A 12,449-nucleotide genomic window follows, 5' to 3' on the forward strand; every position below is an offset into this window, starting at 1 on the left:
TCTCCGGCGGACCGGCGCCGAAACGGGGAGTCGTGGAGTATGGGGTGTAGGCCGGGCAGGTCCCGGGCAGCAGGGGGCAGGGAGACACGGGGGCCGGGAAGGGAGTCGGCCGTGAGCGGTACAGAGGTGACGGTGGTCGTCAGCGACTGCGCGGAGGACGACGCGCGGACGGTGCTGACGGCGCTGGGCGAGACGTTCACACCGGACCGGGCCCCGTCGGCCCGGAGCGGCGGCCGGGCCACCGTATGGTCCTCGACCTTCGACGTGGCCCACCCCAAGGAGCACGCCGCGCACGCGGTGCCCCTGGAACACCCGGTGACCGTCACCGCCCAGGGCGGGTACGGCGCGGTGGACCGGGTCGTGGCGGAGCTGGGCACGGTCTTCGCGATCGACGCGCAGGGCAGCGCGGCGGGCGACCAGGAGAAGGACGTCCACCTGCGGCTCCACGGGCGCTGACCCCGCGGGCCCCGGGCCGCAGTGAGCCCGGGCCCGGGAGCCGTCGCGGGCCGGGGCCCTCAGATCCCCGGCCCGTCCGCCGTCGTGCCCTGCCCCTCGGCCGGGCCGCGCCGCTCGCGGCGGGCCATCGTGGCCGCCCAGCGGCGGCACCAGCCGATCAGCATCCGCAGCAGGCAGGCCAGCGTGAGCAGCCAGACGGCCGCGAACGCCCAGATCAGGGCGGGCCGCTCGGCCGCGACGGCCAGGACGAACAGGGTGACCGAGGCGGTCAGCAGCAGCGGTGCCGCGAGCCGCAGCGGATGGCGCCGGGCGCCCCGCCAGGGCACGGCCCAGGGGCGCAGTCCGCGTCGCATCGTGCGCATCCGGCGGTCGAGGAGGGCGTCCTCCCCGGCCAGGTCCCGTTCGATCCCGTCCAGGATCGTGCGCTCCCGCTCAGAGAATCCAGGGCCGTCCATGGCCGCCTCCGGTGGTGCGCCGCCTGCCCCCCGTCACGTGCCGCTACCCAGTTCCCGCGGGTCCAGACGGGTGCCGGTGCAGGGTGATGAGCAGCCGCCACACCTGGCCCGCCAGGGCTTCGGGCGTTCCCTCGACGAGGCCGTGGAGCCAGTCTGCCAGCACCCCGGTGAAGGTGGCGGTGACGGCGGAGGCGATCAGGGCGGGGGAGTGGCCGCCCGCGAGCGTGCGCTCGGCCAGGCTGCGCTCCCGCAGCTCCCGGTGGAGCGCCTGGCCGAGCGGTCCCGCGCCCCCGGGCAGCAGCAGCGCCCGGTACAGACCGGCGTGGGCCGCGGTTTCCGTGAAGAACCGGACCAGCGGCTCCGGCGGTGCCGCCGGGTCGGCCACGCCGCGCCAGGCGTGCAGCGCGTCCACCGCCTGCCGGGCGAGGTCCGCGCAGGTGTCCACGGCCAGGTCGGGTACGTCGGTGTAGTGCAGGTAGAAGGTGGCCCGGCCGACGCCGGCCCGGCGTACCAGCGCGGCGACGGTGATCTCCGAGAGCGGCCGCTCGGCGCACTCGGCCAGCAGCGCGGTGCGGAGCCGGTCGCGGGTGCGGGCGGCCCGCGCCCCGCCCTCGTCCGGCGCGGCGGTACGGGGCGTCATCCGGCGACCAGGACGGCCGCCAGCGCCAGGGCGCCGGGCAGGGCCTGGGCCAGGAGGATCCGGCGGTTGGCGGTGAGCCCGCCGTACACGCCCGCCACGGTCACGCAGGCGAGGAAGAACACCTGCACCTGGAAGCCGACGGGGTCGGCGGCGACCAGGCCCCAGACCAGGCCGGCGGCAAGGAAGCCGTTGTAGAGCCCCTGGTTGGCGGCGAGCGGCCGGGTGGCCCTGGCCATGGCGGCGTCGAAGCCGGACAGCCCGCGACCCGGCGCGCGCTCCCACAGGAACATCTCCAGAACCAGGATGTAGGCGTGCAGCAGGGCGACCAGGCCCACGAGGACATTCGCGATGATGGACATGTGTCCAGCTTAAATGGACACATGTCCATTCTGTCAATCGGCCGTCGGGGTGGGTGCTCAAGGCAATGGTTCGGTAAAGCAATTATTTACTTGACCAAGTGAACTAATGCTGGCTACCTTCGTCCAGTTACTTGAAGACATGAAACATCCGTGTCCTGAAGCGTTGAGTCTGAGAAGGTCCCCGCCGCCATGAGTCACCCCGCCACCCCGGCCACCGCGTCCGGCCGCCGCAGCGAGACGGCCGTCGTCCTCGCCCTGAGCCTCGCCGCGATGGTCGTGTCGATGATGCAGACACTGCCCGTGCCGATCCTGGGGCTGATCCGCACCGACCTCGGCACCACCACCGCGAACGTCAGCTGGGTGACCACCGCCACCCTGCTCTCGGCCGCCGTCTTCACCCCGCTCCTCGGCCGCTTCGGCGACCAGCGCGGCAAGAAGCCCACGCTGATCGCCGTCCTCGGCGTCATGGTCGTCGGCTCGGTCATCGCCGCCCTCGCCACCTCGCTGCCCGTGCTGCTTGTGGGCCGGGTGCTCCAGGGCGCGGCCACCGCGATCTTCCCGCTGGCCCTGTCGGTGCTCCGTGAAGAGGTCCGCCCCGAGCGGCTCCCCGGCGCGATGGCCCTGGTCAGCGGCACCCTCGCGTTCGGCAGCGGCCTGGCGCTCGTCGCCACCGGCCTGCTCACCTCCGGCTCCGACGCGGACTACCGCAGCGCCTTCTGGATGGCCGTCGGCTTCGCCGTGATCGCCCTGCTCGCCGTCCTCTTCCTGGTCCCGGCCACGCGGACCAAGGCAGGCGGCCGTACGGACGTCCTCGGCGCGCTCACCCTCGGCATCGCCCTGCTGCTCCTGTTGCTGCCGGTCTCCCAGGGCCACGAGTGGGGCTGGGGCTCCGCCCGAACGCTGGGCAGCTTCGCAGGCGCCGCCGTCATGACGGCCGTCTGGGTGCTCGTCGAGCGGCGGGTCCGCGATCCGCTGGTCGACATGAAGATGTTCGTCCACCGGCCGGTGCTCATGGCCAACCTCGCCGGCATCCTGGTCGGCTTCGGGATGTTCGCCAACTTCCTCGGCGTCTCCTACCTGGTCCAGATGCCCGAGGCGCTCACCGGCTACGGCTTCGACGCCTCGATCCTGCGGGCCTCGGTCGAGTTCCTGCTGCCCGGCGCGATCGTCTCGCTGCTCGCCTCGCCGATCGGCGGCCGGCTGGTCCGCCACCGCGGCCCGCGCGTGGTCCTCGGCCTTGCCGCCGCGCTCGGCGCGGCCGGATTCCTCTGGCTCGCGCTGGACCACGGCCACGCGTTCTCGGTGATCGGCGCAGGCCTGGTCGTCGGCGCGTCCGTCAGCTTCGGCTACGCGGCCATGCCGGCCGTGATCATGTCGAGCGTCCCGCACCACCAGAGCGGCATCGCCAACGGCATCAACTCCATCTCCCGCTCCACGGGCAGCGCCATCGGCAGCGCCGTCGTCACGACGATCCTGGCCTCGCAGACCATCGAGCACCTGCCGGCGGGCGTGCCGGAGCTGCCGGCCGAGGCCGGCTTCACCCTGACCTTCGTGGTGGCCGCCGTGGCCTTCGCGCTGGTCGGCCTGATCGGCTGGGTGGGCCTGCGTGCCAAGGCGGCTCCGGCGGGTGTCGACGCCGCCGCGCCCGCCGTGGCGGAGGTCGCCGCCCAGGCGACCGCCGAGGAGGCCCGTCCCGCCGCGGCGGCGGCGACCGCCTGATCCCGGGCGGGGGCCGGGCGCACGGCACGGAGGCAGAGGGGCGGGCGTACGGGGACATCCCCGTACGCCCGCCCCGCCGCGTTCCCGGGCCCCTGCCGCCGGCCCCCGCTGCGGGGCGGCCGGGTGAACGGAGATTTGCACGGCGCGCCGATGAGTTCCGGGGGCCGGGCCGGTCCATACAGGTAGCGCGGCACCCGCCGCGCGATGCACGCCCGTATGAGGAGGCAGCGATGTCCGACCGTGGATTCACCACGTGCCTGTGGTTCGACGGCCAGGCCGAGGAGGCCGCGCAGTTCTACCAGTCCGTCTTCAAGGACTCCCGGCCCGGCAGGGTCGGCCGGTACACGGAGGCCGGCCCGGGGCCCGCCGGGGACGTCCTGGCCGTGGAGTTCGAACTCAACGGCCAGAAGTTCGTCGCCCTCAACGGCGGCCCCGAGTTCACCTTCAGCGAGGCGGTCTCGTTCCAGATCCGCTGCAAGGACCAGGCCGAGGTCGACTACTACTGGGAGCGGCTGACCGAGGGCGGGCACGGCGTCGCCTGCGGCTGGCTCAAGGACCGCTACGGGGTGTCCTGGCAGGTCTTCCCCGAGGTGCTGCTCGACATGGTGGGCGACGAGGACCAGGAGAAGGCCGCACGGACGACCCGGGCCATGCTCCAGATGGTCAAGATCGACCTGGCGGCGCTGGAGCGGGCCTACGCGGGGGAGTGAACGCGGGGCGCGGGGGCCCGCCGTCGGCCCCCCCCGCAGGGTCTCAGCCCTCCGTGCCGCGGGCCCGCGCGCCCGAGCGCGTGCGGCCGGCCACCGGAGCGCGGTCGGGGTGCCGCCGCAGGTACTCGCCCTCCAGCTCCGTCATGCGCTGGGTGTGGGTCCGCAGGGCGTCCTCCGACCCGTGCAGCAGCGTTTCGTGCCGGGTGCGGTGGATGGCCTCCAGCTCCTTCAGCAGGAGGCCCTCCGCCAGCTGCTCGGGTGCCACACCGCCGTCGTGCTCGGCCATGGTCACTCCCTCCGGTCCGATGGTGAGGGGCGGAGCCGCCGGAATGACTGCTTCCCCGTAAGCCAGGGTAAATGCGAACGATCCTCCGCGCCGTCGACCACGCGAGTGCCGGGCTGTGTCGGTGACGGCGGTCGGTCGGGCGCGGCTGCGCGGTGTGTGTGCGGCAGCGGACGGGCGCTCCGTCGGCCGTCGCGGAGCCCTGAACCGACCCGTCGAGGGCGGCGACCCCTGCCCGCCGGATGAGGCCGAACTAGATAGTCTGCAACGAAACTATCTGCTACGGTCTCCCTTGTCGCGACAACCGGCACGGGAGACCACTCGTGTGCCGCATTCCGCTCTCACACCGCGGCTGTCCGACCTGCCCTCCCGCCCCGTCTCCACCACCGAAAGGCTGACCGACATGAGCGAGCACACCGCCACCGAAGCCACCACCGGCACCACCCGGAACGACGGCCCGGCTCCCCGAGTGCTCACCGACCAGGAGCTCTCCCGGCTGCTGAGCCGGCAGCAGTTCGGCGTACTCGCGAGCGTCAGGAGTACCGGCCACCCGCACCTGTCGACCGTCCTCTACGACTGGAACGCCGAGGAGCGCGTCCTGCGGGTCTCCTCCACCGCCGACCGCCTCAAGGTCCGCCAGTTGCGCCGCGACCCGCACGCCTCACTGCATGTCAGCGGCCCGGACGTCTGGTCGTTCGCCGTGGCGGAGGGAGAGGCGGAGATCGTCGACCCGGCCGACGGGGCGGCCCCGGGCGAGCGGCCGCTGCCCGACCGGCGCGTGACCATCCTGCTCCGGGTCTCGCGCCTGTACGGGACCGCCCTGGACGTCCCCGCCCAGTGACCGGGAACCGCGCCGCGCGGAGCCGGGAATGCGCGGCACCGTCGCCGCCGGCGGTCGGGTGGTGGTCTGGGACGACGCCGTGCCCCACTGGACGGCCGCCGGAATCGCCACGAGGAGGTGGCGGCGGACGCCGAGGACCGGCCAGACGACACGGGGCCTCGACGAGGCCGTCCTAGACCCTGGCCGGGCGCCGCTGCGGGCACCTGCGCACCGGCCCCGTCGACGCGGTGGACCGTTCGTGCGGCCACCGGCTGTTCTCCGGTGCGACCGGCACCGAACTCCCGGCCTGTTGCGGCGTCGCACGCGGCCGGCCCCCGAAGGAGCGCGTTCAGCCGCTCCAGGAGTGGAGCCCGCCTCCCGTTTCACCGCCGACCTCCGAGCCCGGCGACTCCCCGCAGGACCGCAGGACCGCAGGACCGCAGGACCGCGCGACCGAGGCGACGGGTCAGCCGCTGCTCCGCGCCGGTCGCGGGCCGGGGTCCGCGGTGCGGCGCACGGAGCCGCGGTGCGGCGCATCGAGCCGCGGACCGGCGCCGCGCGCACCCCCGCGGAGCGCCACCGCAGGCGCGGCGGCCCCGTTCCGTGGTCTGATGCTTCCTGTCGTGGCCCGTCGCCGTACCCGGGTGGTTCCGATGAGCACACCGCAGTCCGCGGACGCGTCGTCCGTGCGCGAGGACGAGCGTCATGCCGGGTGGCTGGAGCTCTTCTTCGACCTCGTCTTCGTCGCGTTCGTCGCGCAGCTCTCCCACGGACTGCACGGCGACCCCGGCTGGCGCGAGTTCGGCGTCTTCTTCGCCCTCTACTTCCCGCCCTGGTGGATGTGGGCCAACCTCACCGTCTCCGCCAACCTCTTCCAGGACGACAGCGCCCGCCGCCGGTTCGCCATGCTGTTCGCCATGCTCTGCCTGGCGGTGATGGCCGCCGCCGCACCCGAGGCCGACGGCGACCGGGCACCCGCGTACGCCCTGGGCTACGCCGGCACCCGGCTCGTCCTGCTGGCCCTCTGGTGGCCCGCCACCCGCTTCGCGCCGCCCCGCCGCATCCCGCGCTGGCGTCCGCTGAGCTACTGCCTGGCCTCCGCGGTGCTCTGGGCGGCCTCCGCCGCCGTGCCCGCGCCCTGGATCTACGCCGTCTGGGCGGCGCTGCTGCTCGCCGAGATGGTGCTGCTGCTCACCGCCCGCGGCGTGGGGATCCCGGGCCAGGTCCACACCGGCCACCTGGTCGAGCGGGTCGGCCTGTTCGTGATCATCGTGCTGGGCGAGTCCGTGCTGGCCCTCATCACCGCCGCCGACCACACCTGGACCGCCGCCGCGGGCTTGGTGGCCGTGCTCGGCTTCGTGCTGCTGGCCGCGCTCTGGTGGTCGTACTTCGACTTCGCCGCCACCGGCGCCGAGCGGGTGCTCGGGGCCGCCGGCGGCCGCGCGGCCTACCTGATGGCCCGCGACGTCGGCGGCTTCCTGCACTTCTTCGTGACCGCCGCCGTCATCCTCATGGCCGCCGGACTGTCCACGGCCGTGGAGGAGGCCGGCCACGCGCACCTGGCCCGCGGCGCCGTCTGGGCGCTCGCCGGCGGCCTCGCCCTCTACCACGCCGCACACGCCCTGATCGCCCTGCGGTTCGGGAGCCCCCTGCGCCGGGTCGCGGTCTGGGCCGTGCCCGGCATCGGCGTCGCGCTCCTGGTCGTACTCGGCGCGGACGTGCTCGCCCCCTGGCTGGTGGTCCTGCTGCTGGCCGCCGAGGCGATCCTCCACCTGCTGTACGCCAAGGCGCTGGCCCGGCGGCGGGCGGCCGCACTCCGGTAGTGCCGCGGGCACCGTACGGGCGGTCCCCCCGGGCCGCCCGTACGCCGTGCTCACTGCTCGCGCATCCCCCACGGGGAGCCGTACGCCGTGAGCAGGTCCAGGAACGGCCGCGGCGCGAACGCCTCCGGGCCCAGCACGCCCGAGCCCGACCAGCTGCCGTCGGCCAGCAGCTCCAGCGCGACCACCGGGTTCACCGCGGTCTGCCAGACCACCGCCTGCGAGCCGTACTCGCCCATCGACCACTGGTTGTCGACCACGTGGTACAGGTACACCTCGCGCGGCGCCCCGTCCTTGACGCCCTTCACCCAGGTGCCGGCACAGGTCTTGCCGGTCATCCGCTCGCCCAGCGTGGCCGGGTCCGGCAGGCAGGCCGCCACCACGTCCCGCGGTGAGACCCGGACCGGACCCTCGGGACCGGGCACGGTGACCGGCGCCGTGCCGTCCAGGCCCAGGGCGTGCAGGGCCTTCAGCTTGCCGATGAAGTCGTCGCCGAGCCCGTACTTGAAGGTCACGCGGCGGGCGTCGACCCAGCGGGGGATCAGCAGCACCTCCTCGTGCTCGACGTTCACGCACTCCACCGGGCCGATGCCCTCGGGGAAGTCGAAGACCTCGCCCTCGCTGAACGGGGGCGTGGTGAACCAGCCGCGCCCCGACTCGTACACCACGGGCGGGTTCAGGCACTCCTCGATCGTGGTCCAGATGCTGAAGGAGGGGGCGAACTCGTACCCTTCGACGGCGAGGTTGGCGCCGTCGCGGATGCCGATCTCCTCGATCTCGTCGAAGAGCTCGTCGGCCGCGTACCGGGCGAAGACGTCCGACAGGCCCGGCTCCACGCCCATGCCGACCAGCGCCAGCCGCCCGGCCTCCTCCCACTCCGCCGCTTGCTCGAACTGCGCGTCGCCGAGCTTGACCCCGCACTCCTCGTACGGGCGCTCCGGGTGCGGGTACGAGAGCGACATCGCCATGTCCAGGTAGTGCGCCCCCGCCGCCAGCGCGGCGCTGAACAGCGGCATCACGAACCGCGGGTCGGTGGCGTTGAGCAGTACGTCGCACCCGCGCTCCGCCAGCAGGGCGGTCACCGCAGCCTCGTCCGAGGCGTCGACGCGGCAGGCGCTGAACCGGGTCTCACCGGGACCCAGCGCGGCCACCGCCGCCTCCGCCCGTGCCGGGTCGTAGTCCGCCACGACCATGTGCTCGAAGAACTTCCGACGGGCCGCGATCCGGGTGATCGCCGTGCCGACGCCACCAGCCCCCACAAGCAGTACACGCATGACACAACCCTCTTCCGTTGGAGCGCTCGCTCCCTGGAGGGCGATGAAACGCGCTGGCCGGACTTAAGGTCAATGGCGTTGGCATAAGGATCCGCGGGTACGGTGCCGGGGGACGCACGGCACTCGGAAAGGACGGGCCATGGCCAAGCAGGTGGTGCCCGAACCGGCACGCAGGAGGCGCCGGCCGACCAAGACGGGCACCGTGCTGTCCGAACGGATGATCGTGGAGACCGCCCTGCGGATGCTCCGCGAACACGGCAGCGGCGGCCTGACCGCCCGCCGGCTGGGCGCCGCCCTCGGCGCGGACCCCAGCACCCTCTACCGGTACTTCGCCGGCATGGACGACCTCACCCGGGCCATCGGCGAGGAACTCACCGGCCGCGCCCTGGAGGGCTGGACCGCCACCGGCGACTGGCGCGCCGACCTCGGCGCGCTGGGCCTGCGCATCCACCGCGCCTACCTGGACCACCCGCAGGCGGCGGTGCTCACCGCCAGCCGGGTCACCGGGCGGCCGCGCGAGATCGCCGCCGACGAGGCGATCCTGGGCGTGCTCCGCACCGCCGGCTTCCCGGACCCGGTGGCCGTGCGGATCTACCACGCGTTCATCGACCAGAGCCTGGCCTTCGCCGCGCTGGACGCGGGGTCCCTGGCGCTGGCGGACGAGGCGCGGGCCGCGGACGAGGAGATGTGGGAGTCGACGTACGCCCGGCTGCCGGCCGACACGTATCCGCACATCGCCGCGACCGCCCCGCTGCTGGCGGCCCGGATGACGCACAGCGCGTACCCGGTCGCCCTGCGGATGCTGCTGGACAGCGCGGAAGCGCAGCTCAGCGCCGTCCGCGGGGACGGCCCGACCGACGGGTAACGCTCTACACTCGCGCGGGTGACACAGCCAGAGGGGGAGCGGGGCCGCGGCGCGGGGGGCGACGGCCCGGCCGACGAGGGCGGCCGGCCTGCCGGCGACGGCCCCGACCCGGCGCGTGCGGATCGCCGGACTGCCGGCGAGGGACCCCACACCGCCGGTGACGGCCGCCCGCGCTACCGCCGGGAGGACCTCGCCAGGGCGGCCGGGGTGAAGGCCCGCAACCTGCGCTACTACCAGGAGCGGGGGCTGCTGCCGCCGCCCCGTCGCGAGGGCCGGATCGCCTGGTACTCGGAGGACCACCTCACCCGGCTCCGGCTGATCGACGACCTGCTGGGCCGCGGTTACACAGTCAACGCCATCGCCGAACTCTTCGACGCGTGGGAGCGCGGCGGCGGGCTCGCCCAACTGCTGGGCCTGGAACGCGCCATGACCCACGACTGGCCCCGCGAGGAGCCCGTCACGCTCCCGCTCGGCCGGCTCCGCGAGACCTTCGGGCCCGGCGCCACGCCCGAGGACACCCGTCGCGCGGTCGCGCTGGGCTACCTGAGCGTCGACGGCGACCTCGTGACCCACCGCAGCCGGCGGCTGCTGGAGGCGACGGTGGCCCTGGTCCGGCGCGGCGTCCCGGTCTCGGAGGTGCTGGACGCGGGGGAGTTCGTACAGAGCGAGGCGGCCGCCGTGGCGGACCGGTTCGTGGCCCTGTTCCGTCGGCACGTCATCGGCGAGGGCGGCCTGGAGGCGCTCCCGGCCGAGCAGGTGCAGCGGGTCACCGAGGCCGTGGCGGCCCTCCGGCCGGTCGCCGGAGAGGTGGTGGCGGCCGAGTTCGCGCGGGCGCTGGCCGCGCGGGTCACGGCCGAACTGGAGGAGCTGCTGGGGCTGGTGAGCGGTACCGAGGCGGTTCCCGAGTAGGCCGAAAACCGCCGTCGCCACAACCTTGCCAACCGCCATTGGCACTCATACGTTCAACTCGTCGGTAACCAGAGCCCGGTGACCGGTCGCCGCCACCCCGGACGAGGTGCGGACACCGTCTCCCGGTCGCCGGCGCACCCGGCCGGCCCGCCCCGCGCACCGGCCGCCAGGTCCAGGCACGTTCACCTCGCTGACAAGGGGACATGTCGCCATGCAGGAAACCCGCTTACCCTCCGACACGCCGCCCGGCCCCGCGCCGGAGGTGACGGGCAGGGTCGGCTGGAGACGCTTCGCCGTCCTCACCGTCCCCGCCCTGGCCGTCACCGCCGGCCTCGGCATCGCCCTCTCCCACGGCGCGCTCGCCGCCTCGTTCGCCGTCTCGGGCCAGCAGTTCAAGGTCTCAGCGGAAAGCCTCACCGGCCAGGGGTTCGCCCAGTACGGCGGCATCGACGTGAACGCCCGGGAGGAGCTGATCCCGGTCGCCGTCACCGCCATCAAGCAGGCCGAACTGCGCAGCCTCTGCCAGTCGGTCGTCACCACCCTCCCCGTCATCGGGGACATCTCGCTCAACCTCACCGCGGGCCGCGGCACCCCCGTCGAGGCCACCGACCTCTTCGTGGACGCCACCCAGCTCGGCGGCGACGCGGTCTTCACCAACATCGAGATCGGCCGCGACGCCTCCACCCTCGACAAGGGGCCCGACGGCTCACAGGGCATGCAGGACCTCTTCGGCCAGCAGGCCGACTCCGTGCGCATCACCAAGCTCAGGCAGACCGCCTGGGCGACCAACGCGGGCACCTTCAAGCTCTCCGGCCTGAACATGACCGTCGCCAAGGGCAAGAAGGAATGCTTCTGACATGGCGGGGGCCTGGCGGCGCTGGCGCCGCAGCCGTCCCTTCTGGGGCGGCCTGGTCACCGTACTCGCCGGTGCCGAGATCAGCGTCCTGCCGCTGGCCCCGCTGAAGGTGATGCTCCATCAGGGCGTCGCGGGGATCCCGTCCGTGCTGATGGGCCTCCTGATGATCCTGATGGGTCTGACCGCGTGGTTCGCCCCGCACCACCGGAGCCTGGCCGGGATCGTCACCGCACTCCTCGCCTGCGCCGCGCTGGTCCTGTCGAACCTGGGCGGCTTTCTGATCGGCACCGTCCTCGGCATCGTCGGCGGCGGGCTGACGTTCGCCTGGCGCCCGGTGGCGGGGCCGGTACGGGGTGCCGCGGCCGGCGCCGTACCGGGTTCCGACCCGGGGGGCGCACCCGGTTCCGCACCGGATCCGGCGTCCGCTCCCGGCTCCGGGCCCGTACCCGCGCCGCCCGCGCCCACCGAAGCCTGACCACCCGGGAACAACCCCGCCCGGCCGATCCCCCTACGTCGCCCGGGCCCCGTACGCCGCCGCGCGGCCGGCCGTACGCGGGTCCGGGCGGACCGGCCACCCCCACCCCTCCTCCCGAAGGAGCACCGCCATGACCACCCGCACCCGTCCCCGCACCGCACTCGTCCTCGCGGCCGCCGCCGGCCTCGCGCTCGGCGCAGTGGGCCTCACCGGCCCGGCCACCGCCGCGTCCGGACCGGCCCTGGCCGGCTCCACCACCGTCACCCCGGCCGGCCACTCCTTCAAAGCGGCCCTCACCGGCAAGGCCACCCTCAAGGCCGGCTCCGTCACCGTGACCTGCACCGTCTCCACGTCCACCGGCGCGGTGCCGCAGGCGCCCGCCAACCAGAACGCGGCCGGTCCGGTCTCGTCCACCATCTCCGCGCCGACCTACAGCTCCTGCACCACCAGCGTGCCCGGCGTCAGCGCCACCGTGACCACCAGCGGAACCTGGGGCGTCTCCATGCAGCACGGCTCCCCGGTCGTCGCCACCATGACGGTGCCCGCCGCCGGCCTGGTCGTCCGCACCAGCGGCCTCGCCAGCTGCACGGTCACCGCCGCACCCACCGCGGCCGCCGCCGTACCCGGCACCTGGACCAACGGCGCCCCGTCCGCACTCGCCTTCTCCGGCGCGACCGTGCCGGTCAAGGTGGTCGGCGGCTTCGGCTGTCCGACCAGCGCCACCACCTCCACCTTCACGGCCACCTACCTGGTGACGGACACCACCGACCCGTCGCAGCAGATCACCGTCACCGGCTGAGCGAAGCCC

15 protein-coding genes are annotated in these 12,449 nt (G+C 74.1%); 10 read left to right on the forward strand and 5 right to left on the reverse strand.

What is annotated here, in order from left to right; translation table 11 throughout:
* Positions 1–111: 111 nt before the first annotated feature.
* Complete coding sequence (locus ACIF6F_RS25800) at positions 112–456, forward strand: hypothetical protein (protein WP_399951018.1); 345 nt, start codon at positions 112–114, stop codon at positions 454–456.
* Between the two features lie 59 nt (positions 457–515).
* Here ACIF6F_RS25800 and ACIF6F_RS25805 read toward each other — a convergent pair whose 3' ends face one another.
* Genes ACIF6F_RS25805 through ACIF6F_RS25815 form a run of 3 tightly spaced genes read right to left on the reverse strand, consistent with a single transcriptional unit; the run spans position 516 to position 1,910 of the window.
* Positions 516–911 carry a DUF3040 domain-containing protein gene (locus tag ACIF6F_RS25805; RefSeq protein WP_399951020.1) on the reverse strand — a complete coding sequence of 132 codons (396 nt, stop codon included), beginning with the start codon at positions 909–911 and terminating at the stop codon, positions 516–518.
* 43 nt (positions 912–954) lie between these two features.
* The gene (locus tag ACIF6F_RS25810) at positions 955–1,551 is read right to left on the reverse strand and encodes a TetR/AcrR family transcriptional regulator (RefSeq protein WP_399951023.1); all 597 of its coding nucleotides are present in this window, start codon (positions 1,549–1,551) and stop codon (positions 955–957) included.
* Positions 1,548–1,910: a DUF1304 domain-containing protein gene (locus tag ACIF6F_RS25815; protein ID WP_399951025.1), complete on the reverse strand. Its 363-nt coding sequence runs from the start codon at positions 1,908–1,910 to the stop codon at positions 1,548–1,550. The genes ACIF6F_RS25810 and ACIF6F_RS25815 overlap by 4 nt, the downstream gene beginning before the upstream one ends.
* A gap of 189 nt (positions 1,911–2,099) precedes the next feature.
* Between ACIF6F_RS25815 and ACIF6F_RS25820 the strand changes: the two genes are divergently transcribed.
* Positions 2,100–3,629, forward strand: coding sequence for an MFS transporter (locus tag ACIF6F_RS25820; protein WP_399951028.1), 1,530 nt, complete (start codon positions 2,100–2,102; stop codon positions 3,627–3,629).
* Between the two features lie 230 nt (positions 3,630–3,859).
* On the forward strand, positions 3,860–4,339 hold the full coding sequence (locus tag ACIF6F_RS25825) for a VOC family protein (protein WP_399951031.1): 480 nt from the start codon (positions 3,860–3,862) through the stop codon (positions 4,337–4,339).
* Positions 4,340–4,382: 43 nt separating this feature from the next.
* Here ACIF6F_RS25825 and ACIF6F_RS25830 read toward each other — a convergent pair whose 3' ends face one another.
* Entirely contained in the window at positions 4,383–4,625 is a 243-nt protein-coding gene (locus ACIF6F_RS25830) for a DUF6158 family protein (protein WP_399951034.1), read from the reverse strand.
* A 400-nt stretch (positions 4,626–5,025) separates the two neighbouring features.
* Between ACIF6F_RS25830 and ACIF6F_RS25835 the strand changes: the two genes are divergently transcribed.
* Positions 5,026–5,463 (forward strand): pyridoxamine 5'-phosphate oxidase family protein, encoded by a 438-nt coding sequence (locus ACIF6F_RS25835; protein WP_399951037.1) that lies wholly within the window; start codon positions 5,026–5,028, stop codon positions 5,461–5,463.
* A 632-nt stretch (positions 5,464–6,095) separates the two neighbouring features.
* A complete protein-coding gene (locus tag ACIF6F_RS25840; RefSeq protein ID WP_399951040.1) occupies positions 6,096–7,265 on the forward strand; it encodes a low temperature requirement protein A in 1,170 nt (389 codons plus the stop codon).
* 50 nt (positions 7,266–7,315) lie between these two features.
* Here ACIF6F_RS25840 and ACIF6F_RS25845 read toward each other — a convergent pair whose 3' ends face one another.
* A complete protein-coding gene (locus ACIF6F_RS25845) occupies positions 7,316–8,536 on the reverse strand; it encodes a saccharopine dehydrogenase family protein (RefSeq protein WP_399951043.1) in 1,221 nt (406 codons plus the stop codon).
* Positions 8,537–8,675: 139 nt separating this feature from the next.
* Here ACIF6F_RS25845 and ACIF6F_RS25850 point away from each other — a divergent pair, with 139 nt between their 5' ends.
* From ACIF6F_RS25850 to ACIF6F_RS25870, 5 genes are all read left to right on the forward strand, one after another.
* Positions 8,676–9,401, forward strand: coding sequence for a TetR/AcrR family transcriptional regulator (locus ACIF6F_RS25850; RefSeq protein WP_399951046.1), 726 nt, complete (start codon positions 8,676–8,678; stop codon positions 9,399–9,401).
* Positions 9,402–9,419: 18 nt separating this feature from the next.
* Positions 9,420–10,310, forward strand: a complete 891-nt coding sequence (locus tag ACIF6F_RS25855; RefSeq protein ID WP_399951049.1) for a MerR family transcriptional regulator — start codon at positions 9,420–9,422, stop codon at positions 10,308–10,310.
* 211 nt (positions 10,311–10,521) lie between these two features.
* Positions 10,522–11,166, forward strand: coding sequence for a DUF6230 family protein (locus ACIF6F_RS25860; RefSeq protein ID WP_399951052.1), 645 nt, complete (start codon positions 10,522–10,524; stop codon positions 11,164–11,166).
* A 1-nt stretch (position 11,167) separates the two neighbouring features.
* A complete protein-coding gene (locus ACIF6F_RS25865; protein WP_399951055.1) occupies positions 11,168–11,641 on the forward strand; it encodes a DUF6114 domain-containing protein in 474 nt (157 codons plus the stop codon).
* Positions 11,642–11,771: 130 nt separating this feature from the next.
* Positions 11,772–12,440 carry a hypothetical protein gene (locus tag ACIF6F_RS25870; RefSeq protein ID WP_399951058.1) on the forward strand — a complete coding sequence of 223 codons (669 nt, stop codon included), beginning with the start codon at positions 11,772–11,774 and terminating at the stop codon, positions 12,438–12,440.
* Positions 12,441–12,449: the final 9 nt, after the last annotated feature.

The organism is Streptomyces sp. NPDC086023 (assembly GCF_044540325.1).
Taxonomy (GTDB): Bacteria; Actinomycetota; Actinomycetes; order Streptomycetales; family Streptomycetaceae; genus Streptomyces.

Coding starts and splice junctions, on each gene's coding strand:
- ACIF6F_RS25830 (WP_399951034.1), bottom strand. CDS start 4,625: ATGGCCGAGCACGACGGCGGTGTGGCACCCGAGCAGCTGGCGGAGGGC.
- ACIF6F_RS25840 (WP_399951040.1), top strand. CDS start 6,096: ATGAGCACACCGCAGTCCGCGGACGCGTCGTCCGTGCGCGAGGACGAG.
- ACIF6F_RS25815 (WP_399951025.1), bottom strand. CDS start 1,910: ATGTCCATCATCGCGAATGTCCTCGTGGGCCTGGTCGCCCTGCTGCAC.
- ACIF6F_RS25810 (WP_399951023.1), bottom strand. CDS start 1,551: ATGACGCCCCGTACCGCCGCGCCGGACGAGGGCGGGGCGCGGGCCGCC.
- ACIF6F_RS25860 (WP_399951052.1), top strand. CDS start 10,522: ATGCAGGAAACCCGCTTACCCTCCGACACGCCGCCCGGCCCCGCGCCG.
- ACIF6F_RS25835 (WP_399951037.1), top strand. CDS start 5,026: ATGAGCGAGCACACCGCCACCGAAGCCACCACCGGCACCACCCGGAAC.
- ACIF6F_RS25850 (WP_399951046.1), top strand. CDS start 8,676: ATGGCCAAGCAGGTGGTGCCCGAACCGGCACGCAGGAGGCGCCGGCCG.
- ACIF6F_RS25820 (WP_399951028.1), top strand. CDS start 2,100: ATGAGTCACCCCGCCACCCCGGCCACCGCGTCCGGCCGCCGCAGCGAG.
- ACIF6F_RS25870 (WP_399951058.1), top strand. CDS start 11,772: ATGACCACCCGCACCCGTCCCCGCACCGCACTCGTCCTCGCGGCCGCC.
- ACIF6F_RS25825 (WP_399951031.1), top strand. CDS start 3,860: ATGTCCGACCGTGGATTCACCACGTGCCTGTGGTTCGACGGCCAGGCC.
- ACIF6F_RS25805 (WP_399951020.1), bottom strand. CDS start 911: ATGGACGGCCCTGGATTCTCTGAGCGGGAGCGCACGATCCTGGACGGG.
- ACIF6F_RS25865 (WP_399951055.1), top strand. CDS start 11,168: ATGGCGGGGGCCTGGCGGCGCTGGCGCCGCAGCCGTCCCTTCTGGGGC.
- ACIF6F_RS25845 (WP_399951043.1), bottom strand. CDS start 8,536: ATGCGTGTACTGCTTGTGGGGGCTGGTGGCGTCGGCACGGCGATCACC.